16 protein-coding genes and 1 tRNA gene are annotated in these 22,385 nt (G+C 60.6%); 10 read left to right on the top strand and 7 right to left on the bottom strand.

Features of this window, described 5'->3' with window-relative positions:
* Genes HY896_02025 through HY896_02015 form a run of 3 tightly spaced genes read right to left on the bottom strand, consistent with a single transcriptional unit; the run spans position 1 to position 3,925 of the window.
* Positions 1-1,296, bottom strand: a complete 1,296-nt coding sequence (locus HY896_02025; protein MBI5575122.1) for an HD domain-containing protein — start codon at positions 1,294-1,296, stop codon at positions 1-3.
* Positions 1,271-1,624, bottom strand: coding sequence for an STAS domain-containing protein (locus HY896_02020; protein MBI5575121.1), 354 nt, complete (start codon positions 1,622-1,624; stop codon positions 1,271-1,273). The genes HY896_02025 and HY896_02020 overlap by 26 nt, the downstream gene beginning before the upstream one ends.
* 9 nt (positions 1,625-1,633) lie before the next feature.
* Complete coding sequence (locus HY896_02015; protein MBI5575120.1) at positions 1,634-3,925, bottom strand: ATP-binding protein; 2,292 nt, start codon at positions 3,923-3,925, stop codon at positions 1,634-1,636.
* An 89-nt stretch (positions 3,926-4,014) separates the two neighbouring features.
* Between HY896_02015 and HY896_02010 the strand changes: the two genes are divergently transcribed.
* The 3 genes from HY896_02010 (at position 4,015) to HY896_02000 (ending at position 8,178) form a co-directional block, all read left to right on the top strand.
* A complete protein-coding gene (locus tag HY896_02010) occupies positions 4,015-6,513 on the top strand; it encodes a DUF2344 domain-containing protein (GenBank protein ID MBI5575119.1) in 2,499 nt (832 codons plus the stop codon).
* Between the two features lies 1 nt (position 6,514).
* Positions 6,515-8,044, top strand: a complete 1,530-nt coding sequence (locus HY896_02005; GenBank protein ID MBI5575118.1) for an Rne/Rng family ribonuclease — start codon at positions 6,515-6,517, stop codon at positions 8,042-8,044.
* A gap of 59 nt (positions 8,045-8,103) precedes the next feature.
* Positions 8,104-8,178 (top strand) — tRNA-Thr (locus HY896_02000).
* 34 nt (positions 8,179-8,212) lie between these two features.
* Here the strand turns inward: HY896_02000 and HY896_01995 are convergent.
* From HY896_01995 to HY896_01985, 3 genes are read right to left on the bottom strand one after another with little or no spacing between them, the layout of a single operon-like run.
* The gene (locus HY896_01995; protein ID MBI5575117.1) at positions 8,213-10,672 is read right to left on the bottom strand and encodes a PAS domain S-box protein; all 2,460 of its coding nucleotides are present in this window, start codon (positions 10,670-10,672) and stop codon (positions 8,213-8,215) included.
* Positions 10,669-11,550 (bottom strand): hypothetical protein, encoded by an 882-nt coding sequence (locus tag HY896_01990; protein ID MBI5575116.1) that lies wholly within the window; start codon positions 11,548-11,550, stop codon positions 10,669-10,671. Before HY896_01990 ends, HY896_01995 begins: the two co-directional genes overlap by 4 nt.
* Before the next feature lie 9 nt (positions 11,551-11,559).
* On the bottom strand, positions 11,560-13,566 hold the full coding sequence (locus HY896_01985) for a TonB-dependent receptor (GenBank protein ID MBI5575115.1): 2,007 nt from the start codon (positions 13,564-13,566) through the stop codon (positions 11,560-11,562).
* 291 nt (positions 13,567-13,857) lie between these two features.
* Between HY896_01985 and HY896_01980 the strand changes: the two genes are divergently transcribed.
* The 7 genes from HY896_01980 (at position 13,858) to HY896_01950 (ending at position 20,335) form a co-directional block, all read left to right on the top strand.
* The gene (locus HY896_01980) at positions 13,858-14,601 is read left to right on the top strand and encodes a hypothetical protein (GenBank protein ID MBI5575114.1); all 744 of its coding nucleotides are present in this window, start codon (positions 13,858-13,860) and stop codon (positions 14,599-14,601) included.
* Between the two features lie 1,261 nt (positions 14,602-15,862).
* Positions 15,863-16,291 (top strand): PEP-CTERM sorting domain-containing protein, encoded by a 429-nt coding sequence (locus HY896_01975; protein MBI5575113.1) that lies wholly within the window; start codon positions 15,863-15,865, stop codon positions 16,289-16,291.
* Positions 16,292-16,528: 237 nt separating this feature from the next.
* On the top strand, positions 16,529-16,873 hold the full coding sequence (locus HY896_01970) for a DUF1820 family protein (GenBank protein MBI5575112.1): 345 nt from the start codon (positions 16,529-16,531) through the stop codon (positions 16,871-16,873).
* A gap of 23 nt (positions 16,874-16,896) precedes the next feature.
* Complete coding sequence (locus HY896_01965) at positions 16,897-17,985, top strand: phosphotransferase (GenBank protein ID MBI5575111.1); 1,089 nt, start codon at positions 16,897-16,899, stop codon at positions 17,983-17,985.
* Positions 17,936-18,517, top strand: coding sequence for an adenylyl-sulfate kinase (locus HY896_01960; protein ID MBI5575110.1), 582 nt, complete (start codon positions 17,936-17,938; stop codon positions 18,515-18,517). Before HY896_01965 ends, HY896_01960 begins: the two co-directional genes overlap by 50 nt.
* A gap of 133 nt (positions 18,518-18,650) precedes the next feature.
* Positions 18,651-20,036 carry a CCA tRNA nucleotidyltransferase gene (locus tag HY896_01955; GenBank protein MBI5575109.1) on the top strand — a complete coding sequence of 462 codons (1,386 nt, stop codon included), beginning with the start codon at positions 18,651-18,653 and terminating at the stop codon, positions 20,034-20,036.
* Positions 20,033-20,335, top strand: a complete 303-nt coding sequence (locus tag HY896_01950; GenBank protein MBI5575108.1) for a hypothetical protein — start codon at positions 20,033-20,035, stop codon at positions 20,333-20,335. The genes HY896_01955 and HY896_01950 overlap by 4 nt, the downstream gene beginning before the upstream one ends.
* A gap of 37 nt (positions 20,336-20,372) precedes the next feature.
* Here the strand turns inward: HY896_01950 and HY896_01945 are convergent, their stop codons facing one another.
* Positions 20,373-22,178 (bottom strand): hypothetical protein, encoded by a 1,806-nt coding sequence (locus HY896_01945; GenBank protein MBI5575107.1) that lies wholly within the window; start codon positions 22,176-22,178, stop codon positions 20,373-20,375.
* Positions 22,179-22,385 lie beyond the last annotated feature (207 nt).

The following is a 22,385-nucleotide window of genomic DNA, read 5'->3' as shown; positions in this document are numbered from 1 at the left end:
TTAACCGATCTCCTTAAGCATACCGTCGATGAAGCGAAGCATGTCCTCGCGGGGATGGACTTCCGACAACTCCGCAAATACCGGAGAGCCGCCGTGCTCCCCCGCGATTTCATCGCGCAGCACCCGGAAAAACATCCGTCCCGCAACCGGGTCGTACTGGCGGCGAAGCGACGACCGCAGCTCCCCCAATGCTTCCCGGAGCGGCAAGCCGCTCCTGTACGGCCGGTCGGAAGTCATGGCGTCGAACGCGTCGGCAAGCGCAATGATCTTCGCCCCCATCGAAATCTGACGATCCCTCTTCCCTACGGGATATCCCGATCCGTCGATGTGTTCGTGATGGTCCCTCGCGAGGGCCGCGACGTCGGGATAGGGAAAACGGATTTCGGAAAGGATGTCGAAACTCGTCAGGGGATGCCTGCGGATCTCGAGAAGCTCCTCCTCGGAAAGCGGGGAGCGCTTGGAAAGGATCGACCGCGAAGTTCCGATCTTCCCCACGTCGTGAAGTATGGAGGCGATGTGGATGGCCTGCACCTCGTCCTCCGGAAGGCCCAGCCCCTTAGCTATCGATACCGAAATCTTCGCCACCCGTTCCGAATGGCCGCGCGTGTAAGGATCCTTCGCTTCGATCGCCGCAGCCAGGGCGCGGATCGTATCCAGGAAGATCTCCTGCATCCCGTCGAGCAGCCGCTCGTTTTCCGTCACCTTGCTCCGGAGCGCTTCGTTCAGGCGGGAAATGTCCTCGAGGACCCGGTGGTTGGCGATGTGAGAGGACAGGACGGAAGTCATCACGCTCAGGGTTTCACGCTGCCGGACCGTCAGGGGCGATCCCGTAAGCGTTTCTCCCAGTGCCAGCAGGCCTGAAGATCCGTTCCATGCCCCGAGAGAACATAGAAAGTCCACCCTGAACGACGGAACCGCCTTTTCCATTTCATCCGCCGCCTTGCGGACCGGCGCGGAAATCTCCTTGCGCCCCATGACGATCGGACGGCTCGAGCGGCGGAGCGCCGTAACGAGGTCCCGCGTTTTCTCGATTGGCGGGATTCCGGGGGGGAGTCCACGGGAGACCTTTACACGGAATTCCCCGTGCTCCTCGAGGAACAGGGCTCCTTTCACGATCGAGAACGTTCCGAGTATTACCATCAGGGAAAGGTGAAGGGCCTCCTCGAAGTTTCGCGCGCGGGATATGCAAAGCGTGAAGTCACGGAGAGCCCTTAGCTTGAAAGCCTCCCGCCGCCCCGCGGGCAATCGCTCTTCGCCGAACAGGTCCCTTTCAGGCGGAAGAACCGAAATGCCCAAGAGCATCCTCCTCACGTTCGAATACGCGGACGTAACGGGCCACGCCCGTCATATGGAAGAGTTCGCGATTGATGCGGCTCAACGCGCAGAAGGCCAGCGAGCCGTTACGTTCCATTATCTTTTCCACGATGTCGATGATGATTGAAATGCCGATGCTGTTGATCAGGCGCGTTCCTTCGAAATTCAGGAGGAAATTTCTGACCCCGGAATCGAGGGTTTCCTGCACGACGCGCTCCACTTCCTCGCCCAGGAGGCTGTTCAGGTAGCCGTCTATGTACACTACAAGCGCATTTTCCGTTAGGCGCGTCCTCACCGTAAGATATGTCATGTGCGGGCTCTATTCGGGATCCGGAGATCCCGCTCCTTCCTTTTCAGTTCCGGGTTCAAGGTACTTCACCATTCGCACGACGGTTCCCCCGTCCCCGGTCCTGATCTCCACGTCGTCCACCAGTTCACGGATCAGCTTGAGCCCCCATCCGCGGTTGCGGCGGGACTCGTCGGTCCTGCCTCCGCGGAACCCCTTTCCCTCGTCCTGCACGAAAAGCTCGATTTTCGTGGGTGAAAGCACATACCGGAGCCTGACCTTTCCCGACTCCGCGCCGCTGTGTTCGAACGCGTTGATGCATGCCTCTATCAAGGCCATCTTGATCCGGTCCACGGAATCCGCATCGAGGGAGGCGTAGGCCGCCACCTCCTCCGCCACCCGCGCCGCCACCACTTCCGTGTCCGCCTTCATGGGAAGGACCAGCTCGAATTCAAGCGGCTCGGGCCCCGGCGGCGGGTCCGCCGGCTTGCGTGATTCGGCCTGGAGCTCGATCTCCTCCAGCCCGAACAGGTTCAGGAAGATGAGCATCTGGGAACGGTGGGTCAGGAGGATGCCGTACCTGCCCGCCAGTTCGATCGCGACGGGGTCCACCCCCCCCTCGAAGAGGATCCATTTCCGGAGCTGATGCTCCTTCAGGCCCTTTTCGAGGATCAGCAACCGGCACCGGTTCTCGAAATGTTCCACCGCCATGGCGCTGAGCGTCTTCCCGGCGTTCACGTCCACCGCCCAGATCACGAGGTTCTCCTCGGAGAATTCCGCGTCGAGGAACCCGTAGGCCACCATGTCGAAATCCAGCCTCGGGCCGCGACGGCGGGTCCGGTAGCCGGTGGAAACGGAGCTGATCTTGGGAAGCCGCATCTTCTGCGGTTCCTTCTCCATTCCCATGACAACCTCGAGAAGCCCTTTTCCCCCGAACCGGTCCCGGAAAAGCCCGAACCGGAAGAGGAGCATCGGGACTTCGCGGCAGTCCCAACGGCGCATGAGCTCCTTGGTCGTGCCGATCCACTTATCACGCTCTCCCTCGGCGGGTTCCGCCGCGGCCAGGAACAGTTTCGCCTGCACGATCGCGGCGGCGACCTGGGAACTGTTCATCCCTGCGACGCCTCTCTCGAACGCCCAGTAGAGAAAGTCCGCGAGCACCGGGTCCTCGGAAAACCTGATCTGGTCGAAATCGGACTTCGCAAGCCCCTTGAACTCCAGCGTCGAGAGGATTCTCCCGCCGTCTTCCGAGGAAGTCCCGAGGAGGGAAAGAGCCCCGTCGAAAGTGTCGAGCGGAAAGCGGTCGCAGAGGATGCGCTTCAGGAACTTCACCGCCCGCGCCCGGTCGACCCGGTCGGGAAAGGCGTTTTCGAAGAACTCCCGCCAGTACCGGTTGAGCTGCCCTTCGGTCACCGACTGGGCGTAGATATTCTCGAAGGAAATCTCGTCGGTCACGGCTTCGCACCGGAAGGACACTTCCTCGGCGAACATACGCTGGTATACCGGCACGTGCCCCAGCCTTGCGGCCGCTCGTGCCTGTATGGGGACGGGCATTCCGATCTTCCGCCGATCCAGAAGGGAGGTCCAGAGCGATTCCGACGCTGCGGGGGAAAGACCCGCGATCTCCATCATCTGGAAAGTGCCGAACAACCCTTCCCGCTTGAGGCAGGAAGTCACGTGCCCCGGAGACGAGCCGGACACGATCATGGGGAAATGGCCCGATTTTATGTACGGGCGCAGAATGGAAAGCATCGCCCCGTCGGGAATGCCCTGGAGTTTGGTCGTATACTGGAAATCGTCGAAGAGAAACACCGGATGAAAGAGATCTCCCCCGGTCGAGAACGGGAAGGAAACCGCGCTGACCAGTGCGGACAGGCCGTCGCCGCGCTCCGTGAAACGGCGGTGCGCGAGAAGGAGCTCGCGGCAATCGGAGAGGCCGAAGGACACGAGCCTTTCGCACATCGCATCGGCGTCGAACGCGGCGGGGGGGGAATCCCCGAGAAAGACCAGGGCCTGCCAAAGGAACTCCTGGAGGAAATGCTGGGAGAGCGCCAAAGGATGGGAAAGGATCTTGCTGAAGGAGAAATAGAACGGGAACGGCCGGGGCGAGGCCGTTTCCTCAGGGAGCGACTGAAGCTCGTGTTTGAGCTTCAGGAGAAGGGAAGTCTTTCCCACGTTGGGAGGTCCGTAAATCATAACGGACGCCCCGACGCCGGACTTCCCGTCCCTGCATACGCGCAAGAGGGTGGCCAGCTCCTCTTCGCGACCGTAGAACTCGTCCGGCCGGAACGAAAAACCGGCTCCCTGGTTCCAGATCAGTCGCACCGCCTCAATCTCCCCCTCTCGCGACCATCAGGGTAATGTAACTTGAATGAATTGATTTTTCAAAAATAAGTTGGGATTGTAGGGAAACCATGAAAATCATCCCTCCCTCCATACAGAAACCGTCCCGTTACGGGGGCGCCGAGGTACGGCGCCGGCTCCGTTCCCGGGATGACGCAAGGGTCCGGGTGCTGATCGCATTTCCGGACGTCTATGAAATCGGGATGTCGCACCTTGGCATCCTTATCCTGCATGAAATCCTGAATGCACGCCCCGGAACCCTTTGCGAGAGGGTCTTCGCTCCGTGGACGGACATGGAGGAGCACCTGCGTTCCACCGGAACGCCGCTGTCCTCGCTTGAATCGGAGCGCCCCGCGCGGGAATTCGACGTCCTTGGATTTTCACTCTGCTATGAACTTACCTACACCAACGTCCTGACCATGCTCGACCTCGCAGGCATTCCGCCGCTCCGCGAGGCGCGCCGGGAAACGGACCCGCTGGTGCTCGGCGGAGGAGTGTGCACGCTCAATCCCGCCCCCATAATGCCCTTCTTCGATGCGCTTCTCGTGGGCGACGGCGAAGAGGCGGCGCTTGAAATCGTCTCCCGCGTCGAAGCGCGGAAGGAAAGGAAGGGGACCCGGGGCGAGCTTCTGGCGGAGTTGTCCGGGATCCCCGGAGTGTACGTGCCCGGCATTTCCACGGGAGTTTCCCGGAGAGTTCTGCCCGACCTTGCCGCCTCTCCCCTGCTTCCGGATCCGATTCTCCCCGCGATGCGCATCGTCCACGACCGGCTGAGCATCGAGATCTCGCGCGGATGCACAAGGGGGTGCAGGTTCTGCCAGGCCGGATACGTCTATCGCCCGCTGAGGGAGCGAGACCCCCTGCTTCTGCTGCGGTATCTCCAGGAGACAGCGCCACGGACGGGATTCGACGAGGTGGGGCTCCTGTCACTGTCTGCCGCCGATTACGGCTGCATCGACCGGCTGATCACGGAAGCGATGGAGACGCTCTCGCCCGAGAGGATCTCCGTTTCCCTCCCTTCGCTCCGGCTCGACGCGCTGAAGGAGAACACCGTGCGCCAGATCCGCAAGGTGCGCAAGACGGGATTCACTCTGGCGCCCGAGGCGGGGACGGAAAGCCTTCGCCGGTCGATCAACAAGGAGATCCCCGACGAGGACCTGCTGCGTTCCGCCGAGTGGATATTCTCCAACGGATGGCAGACGCTTAAGCTCTATTTCATGGTGGGGCTGCCGGGCGAGACGGCTGCGGACGTCGCCGCGATAGGGCGGCTTGTAAAACGGGTTGCCGCCGTGGCCCGCCGCCACGGAAAACGGAACTCGGTTACGGCGAGCATTTCCGCTTTCGTACCCAAGCCGCACACGCCGTTCCAATGGGAACGCCAGATCGGGAAGGAGGAGATCGAGGAGCGTTTGGCGATCGTCCGCGCGGAAGTCGGCCGGGACAGGAACATCGAGGTGAAGTTCCACTCCCCCGCGGTTTCCGAGCTGGAAGGAGCGTTTTCCCGAGGGGACGGGCGGCTTGCCGGCGTGCTGCTGCGGGCCTGGCGGCTTGGGGCGCGCTTCGACGCGTGGACGGAGGAGTTCCGCCCCCACGTCTGGCGGCGGGCATTCGAAGAGGCGGGGATCGACCGGCGCGAGTTTCTGAATGAAAGGGACCCCTCGATCTCTCTCCCGTGGGAATTCGTCGACGCCGGGATCGACCGCGCTTTCCTGCTCCGCGAGCGTGAGAAAGCCCGCTCCGGGGAAGCGACACCCGACTGCCGCGCGGGGACATGCTCGGCGTGCGGGGCCTGCCCCCCGGGCCTTTCCAACATCGTATACACCTCCATGGGCGGGGAAGAGGCCATTCCGTCCGACGCCGGGAATTCGGCCTCATCCGAATGCGCACAATCCCCCGCTGGGCGCTATTTCGCGAGAATCCGGTATGCGAAGGAGGGGGCCGCCCGCTACCTCTCGGGCCTGGAGATCCAATCCCTGTGGGGGCGGGTCTTGAGGCGCGCGGGCTTTCCGGTCGCCTACAGCCAGGGGTTCAACCCCGCCCCGAGGCTCTCCTTCTCGCCTGCCCTGCCGGTTGGGACGGAGAGCGAAGCCGAGTTTCTGGAAGCGGAGTTCCACCTGCCGGTGACCGCGCCCGAAATCGAACGGAAACTCCCGCCGTTCCTTCCGGAGGGGATCCGGGTCGTGTCCGCCCGCTACCTTCCGCCGGGGACGCCGCGGCTGTCGGATTTCGACATCTCCTGCACCTACAGGATCGAACCGGTGCCGCAAGGGAGTTTCCCTGAAGGCGTGTCGCCGGAAACGGCGGCGGCGGCGTGGCGGGAGTTCATGTCTTCCCCCACATTCCCGATCGCCGTGTTCCGCGAGGAATCCCGGCGGGAAATCGACCTCAAGCCCCTCGTCGGGAATTTTGGGATGAACGGAAAGCAACTCTCCATTACAATCATCCATGGTACGGGGAGAGGCGTGCGGCCGCTCGACGCCGCTTCGGCGATCCTGAAGACGGCGCTTCCTCCCGACCGGTTCGTCTCCAGGAAAATATCCGCGGAACCCGTTCCGCGAAAGAAGAAGTAAGGTGCAGAAGGCAAACAAGCTAATCGTGGTGAACGCAGCCCCGTACGAGACGCGGGTGGCGACCCTGGAATCCGGTATCCTCGTCGAGCTCCTCGTCGAGCGCAAGAGCGACCAGAACATCGTGGGGAACATCTACAAGGGCAAGGTCATCCGCGTCCTTCCCGGGATGCAGGCCGCATTCGTCGACATCGGCATGGACAAGGCGGGCTTCCTGTTCGCCGGAGACTTCGTGACGCCGCAGCTCGAATTCGATTCCGACGGGAGCGACGAGACGTCCCTGGCGGAAGACATAGGCATCAGGGAAGCCCGCTATCCGCAGGAGCACTTCCTCCCTCCCATCGAAGGGCTGATCCGCGAGGGGCAGCATATCCTTGTACAGGTCGCGAAGGAGCCGCTCGGCACCAAGGGGGCGCGGATCACAAGCCACATAACGCTGCCCGGCCGCTACCTCGTGCTGCTGACCTGGTCGACGCACATCGGTGTTTCACGCCGTATCGACGACCCCGAAGAGCGTGAACGGCTCACGAAGCTCGTGGAAAAGGTCCGCCCGGAGGGCATGGGCGCCATCGTGCGCACGGCCGCCGAAGGTAAAACGGAGGGAGAGCTCAAGGCGGATATCGACTATCTCGTCCGCCTCTGGGAATCGATCCGGAAAAAAAACGAGGCGTCCAACGCCCCGGCGCCGGTCCACAGGGAGTTATCCCTTTCGCTGCGCGCCGTGAGGGACCTGTTCTCCGCGGACATGGACCGGATCGTCGTCGATTCCGAGGAGGAACACTCCCGGATCCGCGGGTTCGCCGCCCAGTTCTTCCCACGCATCCAGGACCGCATCGAGCTGTACGACGGGCCGCAGCCGGTATTCGAGCATTACGGAATAGAGATCGAACTGGCGCGGGCGCTCGACAAGAAGGTTTGGCTCAAGAGCGGCGGATACATCGTCATCGAACAGACCGAGGCGCTGACCGTGATCGACGTCAACACGGGGAAGTACGTCGGCCGTACCTCGCTCGAGGAAACGACGGTAAAGATCAACCTTGAGGCGGTAAAGGAGATCGTCTACCAGCTCCGCCTGCGGAACATCGGCGGTATCATCATCATCGATTTCATCGACATGAAAAGCGAGGAGAACCGGGAAAAGGTGTACCAGGCGCTGGTGGAAACGCTGCGGGCCGACAGGAGCAAGACGACCATCTGCAAGATATCGGAGCTTGGGCTGGTGGAAATGACCCGGAAGCGCGTGCGCGAGAGCCTGGCCCGGTCGCTGTCGGAGGCGTGCCCCTACTGCTCCGGGGAAGGCGTGATCAAGTCGAAGAAGACGATCTGCTACGAGATTTTCCGGGCGCTGGAGCGCCAGGGCTCTCTGCTCGCCGGGAAGCAGGTATCTCTGCACGTGCACCCGGGGCTTGCGGAGGAGCTGTTCGGCGAGGAGCGCAAGTTCCTCGAAAAGCTGGAGACGCGTTTCGGGATGAAGGTGAACATCTCCGCGTCCGACAAGCTGCACATCGAGCAGTACCAGATCGAGCACGCTTGACTTCGGGACGCGCAGTCCATACTCTATGGGGCTGCGTTTTCGCAGCCTGCCCGAATCGGGCCGACGTAGCTCAACGGTAGAGCAGCTGATTCGTAATCAGCAGGTTGCCGGTTCAATCCCGGCCGTCGGCTCCAATCCTCCTTCGATAGAAATTTGCACCGATAGGGTTCAGCGGGACCTGACGGCCGGGCGGTCCAGCACTTCGCGGACCTTGAGGGCCAGCGCGTCGGCCGTGAACGGTTTCTGGACGAAATCGATCCCCGGCTCCAGCACCCCGTATTGCACTATCGCGTCGTCCGTATAACCCGACATGTACAGCGCCTTTACGCCCGGCCTCCGGTGCGCCACCCGGCGTGAGACCTCCATTCCGCTCATCCCGAGCATCACCACGTCGGTCAGAATGAGGTGGATGATCCCGTGATGCCGCTCGCAGACCCGCAGGGCTTCCTCCCCGTTCCCGGCCGTCAGCACCTTGTAGCCGTTCTTTCCCAGGATCTCCTGCACCAGCTGCCGGACGATTTCCTCGTCCTCCACGACCAGGACGGTTTCGCTTCCCCGCCGCTCCCCGGGCGCCTGCGCCGCCTGCAACGCCGGGGATACGTTTTCATCCACGCGGGGAAGGTAGATCTTGAAGGTCGTCCCCAGCCCCGGTTCGCTGTAAACGAAGATATTGCCGCCGCTCTGCCGGACGATGCCGTAGACCGTCGATAATCCAAGCCCGGTACCTGTCTCCTTCGTCGTAAAGAAAGGTTCGAAGATGTGAGACAGGGTCTTTTCGTCCATCCCCGCACCGTTGTCGCTCACGGCCAGCATGACGTACGGTCCCGGAGATATTCCTTCATGAAGCGCCGTATACGCTTCGTCCAGCTCGACGTTCGCGGTTTCGACGGTAAGCTTTCCGCCGCGGGGCATCGCGTCGCGGGAATTGACCGTCAGATTAACGATGACCTGTTCGATCTGTCCCGGATCGGCCTTCACATTGCCGAGCTTCTCGTCCCGATGGGTCACCAGGTCGATATCCTCGCCGATAAGCCTCCGCAGCATCTTGTCCATCTCATCAACGACCGTGTTCAGGTTGATGACCTTCGGAACGAGGATCTGCTTCCTGCTGAAGGCCAGAAGCTGCTGCGTCAGCGTGGCGCAACGCTCGGAAGCCTTCCTGATTCCTTCGATATCGTGTCTCAGCGGTTCTATCCCCGTAAACCGCAACAAGGCCAGGTCGCAATAGCCGATGATGGCGGTAAGGAGGTTGTTGAAATCATGCGCGATCCCCCCCGCAAGCTTGCCGATCGATTCCATCTTCTGGGCCGAGAAAAGCTGGGATTCGAGTTTCTTCTGTCGTGTGATGTCGCTTATGAACGTCAGCGCCGCCGCCCGCCCTTCCCAGTCGATAGGCGCCGCGTTGACCTGCACCCACAGGTCTTCTCCGGACTTGTTCCGCACCCGAATGGAAAAGATGCCCGGGGTTTCCTCCCCTCGCAGGCGCTTTCTGTACATTTCCCGGACCATCTCCCTGTCGTCCGGGTGGACCAGGCCGGTGAACGGCATGCGTCCCAGCTCTTCAGGCGAATACCCGGAGATCCGCGCAGCGGCCGGGTTCGGAAACTTGATCCGTTCATCCTGAACGATGCAGATGGCCTCGTCGGCGTTTTCGATCAGGTGGCGGTACTTCGACTCCGATTCCAAAAGCTCCGCCGTCCTCTCCTCGACCCGATTCTCCAGGGTCACCTTGGCTTCCTTAAGCTCCGCATGGATACCGGAAAACGTATCCGCAAGGTTGTTCATCCCCTCCACGAGGTCGCGCCATGCTCCCGCGAAGGTCCCGGATTCGCCGCGCCGGTCAAGGCGTCCCGCCTGGACCGACCCGATGAGCCCGTGCGTTTCCCACAATACCCGGCGGATGGAGTTTTTCATGGACTGGAAAGCGTCTGCCAGCGCCCCTATCTCGTCCTGCCGCCCGACGTCGATTTCCTGGCTCAGGTCCCCTTTCGCTATGCCGTGCGCCACGCTCACGATCCTGTCGAGCGGCCGCATGGCCATGCTTATAAGGAAGTACACGAGGATGCAGCCGACCGAAGTGAAAGCGACGGCAAGAAGCAGCCCTCTCGCGACGATCCGCCGCTCGTTTTCCTTCATGGAAGACTTCGAAAATCCCAGGCGGACCCATCCGATTTTTTCCTTCACCTTGCCGGTGGAATCGCCCTTCCGGAACATGTCGATTTCCGACACTTCCCTTTCGGTGAAGATCGGAGCGTAAAAGACGAAAGCGTCCTCGTTTTCCATCATGGAAACGGGGGTGTCCGTGGAAGGGTCGGGTTCGGGGCGCAAAAGCGGCGGACCGTCATGGACCAGCATTTTCATTGAGCTGTCGTAGAAGGTGAAGGAGGAAACTTCGGAACCGCTTCGCAGGAAGGACAGCGTGTTTTTCAGCAGCTCGGCATTCCCGGAAAGTATCGGCAGCTCTCCGGTTTTCGTAGCCAGCGTCGTTATCGTTTCCGCCCTCTTGATGATCTCGTTCCTCGTTATCTCCTTCTCGTTCTTGATGGTTTCGTAGGTGTAGACGAGCGACACGACCACGAGGATCGCCATCACGAACGCCATCGACTTCATTTTGAACGTAAGGTTCACGGGTATATTTTTTTCGCCTTCCGGACGATCTCGATCGGGAGCTGAATTCCCATTTTCCTGGCGGTTTCGCTGTTCAGGTAAAGGTCGAACCGCTGCGGCGGGGACGGCGGAACCTGCCCGACATTCGTTCCCTTGACCGCCTTGGCGGCATACTCGCCGATCCGGCGGCCGACGTTGGCGGGATCGAACACAAGGGCAAGCAGCGCCCCCTGCCGCACGTTCTTTTCCGAAATTCCCAGCAAAGGGATCTTCTTTCGGAACGAAAGGAGATACGCTTCCTCCAGCGCCGTGGCCGTCAACAGGGAGATGTCGGGAGGGAGCAGTATGGCGTCCGCGGAATCCAGCCGCCGCAGCGTATCCACGAATTCGCCCGCGTTTTTCACCCGGTAGGAAACGACCTTTCGGTTTTCCTCCCGGTCGAGCACGCTCAACTGGTCCCGTGTTCCGACGACCGCCATCTTCCTGATGGAGTGAAGGTGCTCGTTGATGAGATCAACGTATTCCTTGACGGGGGTCCCCATGTAAAAACCCGTGGTGTTCGGCCTGCTGACGGCGGGCGGAGTAACGACCAGGTCATATATGACGAGAGTGGAGGACGGCAGGCCCAGGGCGTCCGCCAGCGCATCCTTTCCGAGCGCGACGATTACTTTCGCCTTCTCCTTCTCCGTTATCGACCGCAGCCTTCCCCGGACTTCGGAGGGAGAATACGTCGTGAAGGAAGAATCGTACGTCTGACGGATCCCCGCGATCATCTCCACGACCGGCTTCAACTGCGTATCGCCGACGACGATCACATCCGCCGCCTCGGGCGCGAGGGCAAACGGACCAATCAGAAAAAAGGCGATCGCCAGGGCAATTATCGAATAACGATCGATCATGGGATATCGTCAGAACCGGAGCCGCAAACCGGCCTCGACCCACCTTCCCGGGTTCGGAAAAACGTATAAAGAATATGCGTCGGAGTTGGTCACGTTGTGGACGGTCAGGAAAAGGTCCATGTTCGTCCTTTCCGCCGCGCGTATCCTTTCGATGAAGTTGAAGTCCCACAGGAACGCATAGACCGCCCTTGAATCCGCCGGTTCGTCCCAATTGACGTAGGTGCCTGCAAGCTGCGCCGTTCGATGCTTCCTGTCATCGTACATCACGCCCGCGTGAAACGAGTAAATGGTCCTCGGATCCCGCGTGGAATCCGACTCGACGCGTACGTAGGCATGGGCTGCTTTAAGGGAAATATTGTAGAAAGGCGCTGTTTCCGTCTCGATCTCATAGCCGTTTCGCGTGACTTCGCCGCTGTTCACGGCGACCTTGAACGGCGGCCTGGACGCGACCCGTTCCGTTACGATTTCCTTCGTGGATTCATGCCGGAAAAGGGTTACCTTTACGTTCGCATGCTCCGTGACGGCCGATTCCAGCCCCGCCTGGTAGGACCAGACCCGCTCCGGTTCCAGCGCGGGGTTAGGCTCGATGAAGAACCCTCCGCCCAGGATAAAAACCAGTGGAGGCGCTGTGAACCCCCGGGCGACGGAAGCGCGGGCCACGGTGTGCTCGCCGAGGGAGAATGTGGCGCCCATGCTTGGACTCAGGAATGTGCCGCTGACGTTGTTGCGGTCGAGCCGGACGCCGGGAGTGACGGCAAGCCTGCCGGCGACAATTGTGTCGTTTACGAACAGCGCCCATTTATCGACGCGGGGCTCGACGAAGGTCGATGACGGTTGATTGTAGGGGGGCGATTGATACTGGGGCCCGTAACGGATTGTCTGCTGAAGCGTTCCGTGCCCGAATTCCGCTCCCGCCACCACCGTGTGCCTGTCGCCTGCATGAACGAGTTTCAGATTACCGCCCGAAGTCCTGTCGTCGGTGATCGTCTCCCGCCGAAGCTGGTCGGTGGCGGGAACGAAGCTCGACGAGTCGAACTTCTGGCGAATATAATGGAGAGCGCCTTTCAGGCTCATTCGGGGGGACACGCGGTAATTGAAGGAGCCGGTCGCGAAAAGGACGGAAAGGTCTATGCCGGAACGTGTCGGCATTACCGGATTGTCGCCGCTATCGCTGAAGTGATCGCCGTATCCCGCGGAGAAGAGAAGATCCAGATCACGTGAGGGGGTAACGCCGACCTTGGCGTAGGCCCTGTTTTTCTCGGTCGCCCGGTGGTCGCGCAGCCCGTCCGAATCCTGCCAGCCCGCGAACAGGTAGTAACCGGCGCTGCCTGGCCGGCCGAAGAGTTCCCCGTTATAGTCCTGCGAGTTTTTTTCCCCGTAGGACGCGCTGACCGTCGCTTTCGGCGTTCGGGTGACGCCCTGGTCCTTCGTGATGATATTTACGACGCCCCCCAGGGCGGAACCCCATGTCGACGAAGCGGGGCCTTTTACGATCTCGATCCGATCGATTATCCGGACCGGAATCATCGTGGTGACGGCGGTGCCCCCGGAAAGATTGTTCATCGGTACGCCGTCCAGGTACACGGCGACATGCCGGTCTTCCGCACTCTGGATCGACCCCTGTATATGTATCAGCCCCACGGGGCTGAAATCCTGCCCCTGAAAATCGACATAAACACCCGGGACCCGGTTCAGGATTTCTTCCACGGAGTGGGCGTTCATCTCCTCTATCTCTTTCGCCGTGACGACGGCTATATTCTCCGCGGCCCGTGAAATCGGTTTCGGGTGCCTTGTCGCGGACTGTACGTACAAATCCTTCTCTTCCCAGAAGAGCAAGAGCTCTTCCTTCGTGGTCGCGGCCGCAAGCTGGATATCCTGCATGGCCGGTTTGACGGCATGGTCCGCGGAATCGACGCATACGGGGATAATGATGAGGAGGAGAGCCGATAAGGGAAGCACCGCTTTTCGCAGCGATCCCTGCACATGGTGACGGATGCGGCAAGACGCGTTCCGCATCTTCATCCATCCATCAACAGGAATTCACTTTTTGCTGCATGTCCTCAACGGATTTTCCTTGCGTCTATCGATAAGGATTCCTTGACGCTATAAATCAATATCATAATTCGACGATGTTTTCCACAAATCCCAGGACTCGGCGATTGATCGCCGTTCAGTATTCTTCCATCGCCCGCCACGATAATTAAAATGGAATAAAACATGACCCTTCCATGGCGGCTGAACAATGACAGCGCAACTATAAAACGCGCCCCCGAGCCGCATATGTGGGCAGGCTATTCGGGGGGCAGGATGGCAATCCTCCCCGGTATATCCGCGCTCGACACCGTCCAATACATGCACGGGCCGGAAATGGTCTCCCACCCGGGATGCGAATACGGGCAGCTCGATGGAAACCCCTTCCACGAAGCCGGGCTCGAAGTTCTTGCAATGGCGGGGGCTGATTTCATCGTCAACGTCACGCTGGACACGTCGAAGCGGGTCACCGGGGTCTTCTCCGGCGACCCGGTGGAGGCGCACATCGAGGGGTGCCGATTCCTGGCGCGCCACTGCGTAAAGGAACTGGATGCCCCTCTCGATTTCATCGTCACCACCAACGCCGGGGCGCCGCTGGACTGCAACCTATACCAGACCGTAAAGGGGATCACCGGCGCGGCCCCCGCCGTGAAGACCGGGGGCGACATACTGATAGCCAGCCGATGCGCGGAGGGTGCCGGGAACCCGGAGTACCGCGAGATTCTGGAGCGCGTGGATTCACCGGCAGCGTTTCTGGGCAGGCTCATGCGGAAGGAATTCTTCATCCCTGACCAGTGGTGCGCCCAGGAGACCTACCAGGTGATGATGGTCCGGAATGTCTGGATCTACTCGGAAGGCGTCAATCCCGAAGAACTGCGCAGATACCATTTCCTGCCGGTGAATGATATCGTTTCCTGCGTTCGGCGGTTGATCGAAAAGCACGGTTCGCACGCCCGCTGGGCGGTTGTGCCGGACGGCCCCATGATGATACTCAAGATCGCGAGGCCTTCGCCCGCATAGGAAAATATTTTCCACGCGTTATAATTTTTCCTGAAATTTTTCCCACCCGCCTTGTGTCCAATCCGTAAGGATTACAATTACATCAATATATTTAAATACTTGGCAAAAATAAAATCCGTCAGTCATGGGCACGATAATTGAAGATTTTCACAATGATGCATTTATCCATCAATGACAATACCGCCGGGGGGTGGGACAAGCGATGAAGATAATACGGGTTGCATTACTGATTGCGGCAATCCTGTCGGTCCTTGCGGGAATCTCCAACGCAATTGAAATTAACCCCACGAAGTTCTATTCGATATCGAATTCCGTTTACAGCACGTCATTGTGGACTATAGACCCTAATTCCGTCGTCGCCGGCCAGGTCGCAAAGGATAAAGTGCTCGACCTCCATCTCCCCGGCATCACTGCGGCGCCCGGTTTCATGACGAATACCATCGCATTCGGGCCGGACAACAAACTGTACGGATGGGACACCGCGAACAAACGGCTTTACAACGTAGATCTGTCCGGCGGCCAGATAAATTACATCGGACCGGCGGGTGTGAACAGCAGCCTGGATACGAACCTGATCAACGGCATGTCGTTCGTTAAGAACGGGCCCGATACTGCGATGCTGTACGGAATAACGGGAGCTACGGACAAGTTGTACACGATCGATACCGCCACGGGGATTGCGGCGGCCGCCGGCGATTCCTACGTCAACATCAAACACGTCGGAATGGGCGTGAATTTCGGAAATAACAAGCTTTACGCCACGACCGGTTGGGCGAACGATTCGATGCCCGATTACCTTCTGAAAATAAATCCGAACCCGACGCCGGTGGTCAACGAATCCCATGCGGCAGCGAATACGGCAGGCAGCTACGGCTGGTCCACGGTATCCGGGAACACCGGCTATTCGTACGTGAGCAACGGCGGAAACGGCTATATCAGGATGGATGGATACGATTCTCCCTGGCAGCCCGCCAGCGTGACCGCCGAGAGGACCATGGAAATCCCCAGGAGCGGATACGCGAAACTGAATTTCAACATAAGCCAGAACGGGGACGGGCAAAGCAGGATCATCTTCGAAATAAAAAACGACTCCGGCAGTTCGTATAAATTCTACGTCACGGATGCCACGTACGGTTCTTCCGGGTATACGCAAAGGGTGGAGAAATACGTCAACGGAGTCCTGGCCGGCGGCAGCGCCTCCGTCGCGGGATCGCTCTCCACGGGAAACGTGACGCTGGAGTTCTGGTGGGACACCACGTACATGAAAATGAAGGTTAATGGGATCGAGTCGATATATTATTCCACCGCGAACACTTCCATCATAGACCCCACCAGGTTCTCCATTACCTCATACCGTTTCGTGGCCGACTGGAAATCGATCGAGATCGAGCCGGGCGTCGCGCAGATCGTCGGCGAGTTGGGCGGCGATTACTTCGATTACGGCGCAGAGTTCGACCAGGCAGGAAATCTGTATACCGTCAGGGATTCATACCGGCTGTTCCTCCTCGACATCGATTCCGGTCTCGCGTCGCTGGTGGGCAACCTTGGAGACGGTATGGAATTTCGCTCCACCAATCTCGCGCATCCCTGGCCGGAAGCCGCCCCGGTCCCCGAGCCCGGCACCCTGATGCTGTTTGGAAGCGGGCTGGCGGGACTGATCGGTTACGGGAGGAAACGGCTCGGCAGGTAAAAGAACTCCGATTTCGTGACTTGTGAATATCCCTGTGCCGGCGGCACGGCCGGCCACGCCTCCTCGGTGATTCAGACGAACAGGAGCGTCGCCAGCATCAGCAATATCAGGAATGAACCGGCCGCCGCTTCGCGGATGCATCCGTACATGCAACTCTACCTCATCCCCTTTCTGTTCATTATTGCACGCAATGATTGATATACTTTACCTGTCGACAAAATTGCGGGGACCAACGCTATGAAAGCCAAACCCATTTATCGCGTCCTGTTCCGGAACCAGGACAACCTTTACGAGCTGTATGCGCGAAAGGTAAGCCAGGGCGAGCTGTTCGCCTTCGTAGAGGTGGAGGACATCATATTCGGCAGCCGCGGAGGGCTTCTCGTCGACCCTTCGGAGGAAAAGCTCAAGTCCGAATTCGCCGGCGTCAAGCGCACCTACATTCCGCTCCCCGCGGTTGTGCGGATCGACGAGGTGGAAAAGGAGGGGGTGAACAAGATCGTCGCCCTCGCCGCATCCACGGCGAACGTCATGCCCTTCCCCATCCCCCCGGGGCCCACGGAAAGCAAGCCCGGCCGCCGTTAGTTAAGACAGGGCCAGGAGGCGGCATGCCCGACCTCTCGCGGGAGAAGCTGGAAAGCTACCTTTCGAACCTTCTGGGAACCCCGGTGAAGGTGCTGGGCCTTTCCCACCTCGGCGAACAGATCCCCACGGGCGCCATCAAGGGTTTCGGTTACGGGACGCCGGTCCTCGTGGAGTACGAAACGGGCGGGCAACGGTACAACGCCGTGCTCGAGACGGTTTCCGAGGGACCCTTCGGACACGAGCACATGTCCGACCGCGCGCAGATGCTCCTTTGGGACTACGATGCCTTCAAGCGCCTACCCCGCCATACACGGTCGATCGACGTGGGGGCCTTCCTGTCCGAAGGTTCACTGCTCTCCCTCGGGAATGCGAAAGAATTCTTCCTTCTCAACGAGTACGTCGAAGGGAAGGGATACATTTACGACCTTGCTCGTCTGCAATCCGGCGGACGACTTTCGGACCTCGACCTGTCGAGGGCCGATGCCCTGTGCGATTACCTGGTGGATGTACACAGCGTGCGGGGACCTGACCCGGGCCTGTACACCCGGAGAATCAGGGAACTCCTGGGCCACGGCGAATGCATCATGGGACTTGTGGACAGCTACCCGCCGCGGCTCGGGTTCATAACGCCGGATCTTCTACGGTCGATCGAGCACCGCTGCGTCGACTGGCGTTGGCGCCTGAAAGGCCGCACCCACCGGCTGCGCCGCGTCCACGGAGATTTCCATCCCTTCAACATTCTTTTCCGGGAAGGGACCGACTTCAGCGTACTGGACCGCTCCCGCGGGGAATGGGGCGACCCCGCCGACGACGTCACTTCCCTGACGGGAAATTACCTGTTCTACTCGCTGCAGCGGGCGGGCAGGCTCGAAGGAGCATTCGAGACCCTTTTCAACCGTTTCTGGGATCGCTATCTCCGCAAAAGCGGCGACGTCGAAATCCTCGAAGTGGCGGCGCCCTTTTACGCCTTCCGGTGTCTTGTCATGGCCAGCCCGCTTTGGTATCCGACCCTCTCCGACGACGTCCGCAAGAAACTGTTCACATTCCTGCAGGCGGTCCTCGATGCCGGATCGTTCGATCCGGCGCTCGTCGATTCCTACTGCAATGCGTGACCGGCCGGGGGGAAAAGCATTCGCCGTGTGGCTGACGGGGCTGCCCTCCTCCGGCAAATCGACCGTTGCCGAAAAACTGGAAGTGGAACTGGCCGCCCGCGGAGTGAACGTCGCGGTCCTCGAGTCCGACGCCCTGCGGAAGATCTTCACCCCGAATCCCGGGTACGGCGATGCCGAGCGCGATGCGTTTTATGCGGGGATGGCGTACATCGGCGGACTTCTCGTCGGGCACGGAGTATCCGTGATCTTCGATGCGACGGCCAACCTGCGGGCATACCGCGACAGGGCGCGGAACGAGATTCCCGGGTTCATAGAAGTGCACGTGGATTGTCCCCTTTCGGTGTGCGAAGCAAGGGACCCCAAGGGGATTTACAGAAGGGCGCGCGAAGGAAAGGCGCTCAACGTACCCGGGGTCCAGGCCGGTTACGAGCCGCCGCTGCGGCCGGAACTCGTCGTGCGGGGAGACACGGAAGATCCCGGCGAGGCGGCGCGCAGGATCGTTGCGCACCTGGAAGAGAAGAAACTCCTGTGACCAGGTGGTATCCTGAATGCATATGAACGTTCTCGCTCTCATAGCCGAGGAATAAATCCGGGGACCGGGTAATCGAGGAATTGTCGAGCTGACGCGGCGCGTCGATTGTCCGCCGCGTCCGGAGGTCGCAGGATTGCAATCCCTTGATCCCATACAGGTATCGAAGCGGATTTCCGTCCGGGTGCTGAACCGGATTCGGAGCAACAAACCTCTCCGGCGGTTCCTTGTGGCCTTCTGCCGCTCCGTCGAAAACGAGGGCGGGAAATCGTACCTCGCGGGCGGGATCGTGCGCGACATGATTGCGGGGCGCGCCGGGAAGGACATCGACCTGATGGTCTCCGGCCTCTCCTTCGGGAAACTTGGCGCTCTCCTGCAGTCCCTTCCCCGCCGTCCGCTCGGGATCCGAAGAATCATGCCCGTCGGCAAGACGTTCCCCGTTTACAAGATATGGACCGAATGGGCGGTCGCAGAAATCGACGTGGCTCGCACAAGAGGCGCCGGCGCCAGGGAGGACGCCGCACGGCGGGATTTCACGATCAACAGCCTTTTTTTCGCGTTCAGGACGGAACGGGAAAGGCTGCACGGAACGGTCCTGGACTATTTCGGCGGTATCGCGGACCTGCGGAACAAACTTATCCGCAGCGTGGGGGAAGCGGAAGCGAGGTTCCGGGAGGATCCGCTTCGCATTTTGCGAGCCATCCGGCAGAAGAACGAGCGGGCCGCATACTCCATCGAGAGGAAAACCTGGACGGCCATACGCCGCGCGTCGCCGGAGCTGCTTCCCGCGATTCCCGGGGTGCGCGTTATCGACGAGATCCTGCGATCCCTCTCCGCCGATCCGGCCGGCACGGTGGAGGATCTTCGCCGCTCGGGGATCTTCAAGATCCTTATGCCGGAAACGCGCTTGCTTCGCCGCGGGCTCTTCGCACGCATGAAGCGGAGGTACGCATTGCTTGGGGAACGCGTCGGTCCCTCCCTGCCGGAAACCGTCCTGCTCGCCAATCTGCTCGTGGACATCGCCGAACACGAAGCGAGGAAGGCCCATTCCTTCCGCCTCCCCAGGACGGAAGCGATCGCCAGGCGGCTTCACTTCCCGGGAGTGCGAAACGTAGCGCGGATTCTCGAGGACCTGGAGCGGCTTCGCCGCATACGCCGGGAGAAAAATCGCCTTGCCGGAATCGAAACCGTTTTCGCGAAGTGGAAAATGCGTGAGCAGCTTTTGCATCTATATGAAGCTGCTTCGCTGGCGGCAGGGCGCAAGACGGGAGATTTCCATCTCGTACTGCGGGAGGCCGACCGGCGGCCGGCGCTTCTGTCGGGGCGGCGATTGAAGGAAATCGGGATACCGGAAGGCCCTGGCATGGATGCGGTCCTCAAGAAGGTCCGGGAAGCGACGATTGCGGGAGACGTCGTCACGGCTGAGGAAGCGGAAAGATTCGCCATGGAAATCCACCGGCGCAAATCCGCCGATCGGCGGCGGCCCGTCGTGCCGGCTGCCGCAAGGGAGGTGAGGCCATGAAACGGATTGCGGCTATCGTCCTTGCCGGGGTGTCATGTCTCGTTGCGATATTTATGACGGCGGGCTGCACGCAGTCGCGGCAGGCGGGGCGCGCCGAGCCTCCGCCGGAAATTTCGGTCCGGTTCCCGGCAAAGGATCCTCCGGATGTGAGCCTGAAGGCGGAGGAACAACGGAATACGCCGGGTGACCCGACGGTCCTCACCGACGACACCAAAAGGCCCTGGCTCAAAGTGATCGAAGTGGAAGTGACGCCGAAGGAATCCGAAAAACCCGTGGAGCAAGGGGAGGCTACGCAGTAATCATTGAATATGGGACTTTGCGGGACACGTTCGTTTATCAGCGACGACCGCCGCCTCCCCTTCCCGGGCCTTCCCTTGCGGGGCTTCCTCTATCGGCATTCCCTCGATCCATGTTTCTTCTTTCCATTTGCCCTCTTTCGACTTGCCCTCTTCCGGGGTGCCCTCCGTCCATGCGCCCTCTTCCGGCATCCATTTCCCGCATCTGAGGCCGTGCCGCAGGGTCACGCCCAGGGGCGATATCCCGAAACTCACCACGGTACGGGGGAGGCTCCACCACCTTCGGCTTAGCCTCCCGCGCAGGCGTGTCGAAACGGGCGGGAGGCCTCATCTCCCGATAGCGTATCCGGTTTTCCGTCCCCTCGCGACGTCCCCGCGCTCCGTCCGTTCGGAAAGACGCGCCCGTATCCGGTCTATCCTTTCGCGGCGATATCCCGCCGTCCGGAATACGCCCTTCGCGGCCACGGAATTCCCGCTGCGGCGGCCGTTCCCTCCTTTCGATGTCCCGGCGCTGCATACGCTCCCGCCTCTCCTGCACTTCCGGGCGTCCCCTTTCCGATCGCGTCTTTACATCCCGCCGCTCGTCGCGAACCTGCGGGGTTTCGCGGCGAACGGCATCGCCGCGCGACCGCGCATCGGTTTCCCTAACGACGACCTTATGGCGACCCTTCCTGGTTTCTGACCAACCCTTCCATTCCCGGCCCTTTCCGTCCCTGGCGTTTCGGACAAAGACAGTCCCCCGGGGGATCGGCCGCTCCCAACTCGCAAGCCTTGCGTTGCTCCTGGTGAACCCCGGGCGGACAAATCGCTCGCCAGGCCGAAGCGGCACCCAGCGCACGAACCCTCCGTCCCGCACAAAGCGAACCGTAGCCGGGAAGAAGAACGCCCTTCCGTGGAAATGCCGGAAACGGAACGATCCGAAGCCGAAGCTCACGGAAACGAACGAGCGGTACGGCGACCAGCACCAGCCGATGATCGGGTCGTTCACCCACCAGCCGAAGTGATACGGGTACCAGCCCCACGGTTCGTAGGAAACCCATGTCCAGCCGTAGGGGGATATCCAAACCCACCGGCCGTAAAAATACGGTGACCATCCCGCCACGACCCTGGGGCGCCAAACGTACCCGTAATCGTCGGCGTACACCCATTCGCCGTAGTCCCTCAGTTCGTAGGCGGCAGCGGGGGGAACTTCGGCCTTCCGTTCCTCTTCCGTCATCGGAGGAGGAGCTTCGTACTTGTCCTCTTCGTCTCCCCGGTAGGCGGAAATCCGAACATCCTTCCCGATCGCGGCCTCCTCCCCGGCCCTCACCCGGTAACTGCCGTGTTCTGCCGTAACTTCGCCTTCGCCTGCGCGAACCACGAGGCGCGTCTCTCCGTCCTCGCCCACACTAAGCCAGTAGCGCCCCGGCACGTTGAAACTCGTCTTTCCTCCGTGCAATGCCACGTTAACGGGCGAAAAATCCTCGGCGGGAAGGTCGAACCGGATCTCTCCGGAGCGGAGACGGAACGAGGTTCCGCCTTCATCGAACTTCTTGACGTCCACCTCCGTGCCGCCCGTCAGAAGCACGTACTGGCCCCCGTGGAACTGGAGCTCGGCTTCGGATTTCCCGGGGACGCTGACGCGTGCGCGTTCAGGCACCGGCGTGTTGGTGGTGTACTCCTCCCACTCTCCGGAATCGGGCATGCGCACCCAAGCCGTCCCTTCGAAGACTTTCAGCCGGGCCACCGAATATGCCGAAAATCCCTCTTCTTCGGCGTCTTTTTCGGCGGACACCGCCGGGTTCGGCCACCCCGCGGCCCAAAGGGCCATCAGTATTGCGGCGAACAGCAAGGATTTGCGTTTCATGATCTCCCCGCTCCCTTCCCCCGGAATCACGTATGAATTAGACGGGGTGCTGCGGTCGGAATATTCATTCCCTCGCGTTACATAACATATGTATTTAAACACTTGCCGTGACGGATTGTTTCAACGTTTTCAGCCTGGCCCGCATTTCTCACCATGCTTCTGCTGCGGCGGCGGATACGGCCATGTCTACTGCGTTGCACTCGGTCG

This window comes from Deltaproteobacteria bacterium (assembly GCA_016218975.1).
GTDB lineage: Bacteria > Desulfobacterota > Deferrimicrobia > Deferrimicrobiales > Deferrimicrobiaceae > JAENIX01.
The sequence above is the reverse complement of the archived record's forward strand: the minus strand, read 5'-3'. Positions and strand labels throughout refer to the sequence as shown.

Excerpts from the sequence above, each read along its gene's own strand:
- HY896_02020 (MBI5575121.1), bottom strand. The coding sequence starts at position 1,624 with ATGACATATCTTACGGTGAGGACGCGCCTAACGGAAAATGCGCTTGTA.
- HY896_02010 (MBI5575119.1), top strand. The coding sequence starts at position 4,015 with ATGAAAATCATCCCTCCCTCCATACAGAAACCGTCCCGTTACGGGGGC.
- HY896_01990 (MBI5575116.1), bottom strand. The coding sequence starts at position 11,550 with ATGATCGATCGTTATTCGATAATTGCCCTGGCGATCGCCTTTTTTCTG.
- HY896_01985 (MBI5575115.1), bottom strand. The coding sequence starts at position 13,566 with ATGCGGAACGCGTCTTGCCGCATCCGTCACCATGTGCAGGGATCGCTG.
- HY896_01980 (MBI5575114.1), top strand. The coding sequence starts at position 13,858 with ATGGCAATCCTCCCCGGTATATCCGCGCTCGACACCGTCCAATACATG.
- HY896_01975 (MBI5575113.1), top strand. The coding sequence starts at position 15,863 with ATGAAAATGAAGGTTAATGGGATCGAGTCGATATATTATTCCACCGCG.
- HY896_01970 (MBI5575112.1), top strand. The coding sequence starts at position 16,529 with ATGAAAGCCAAACCCATTTATCGCGTCCTGTTCCGGAACCAGGACAAC.
- HY896_01965 (MBI5575111.1), top strand. The coding sequence starts at position 16,897 with ATGCCCGACCTCTCGCGGGAGAAGCTGGAAAGCTACCTTTCGAACCTT.
- HY896_01960 (MBI5575110.1), top strand. The coding sequence starts at position 17,936 with ATGCCGGATCGTTCGATCCGGCGCTCGTCGATTCCTACTGCAATGCGT.
- HY896_01950 (MBI5575108.1), top strand. The coding sequence starts at position 20,033 with ATGAAACGGATTGCGGCTATCGTCCTTGCCGGGGTGTCATGTCTCGTT.
- HY896_01945 (MBI5575107.1), bottom strand. The coding sequence starts at position 22,178 with ATGAAACGCAAATCCTTGCTGTTCGCCGCAATACTGATGGCCCTTTGG.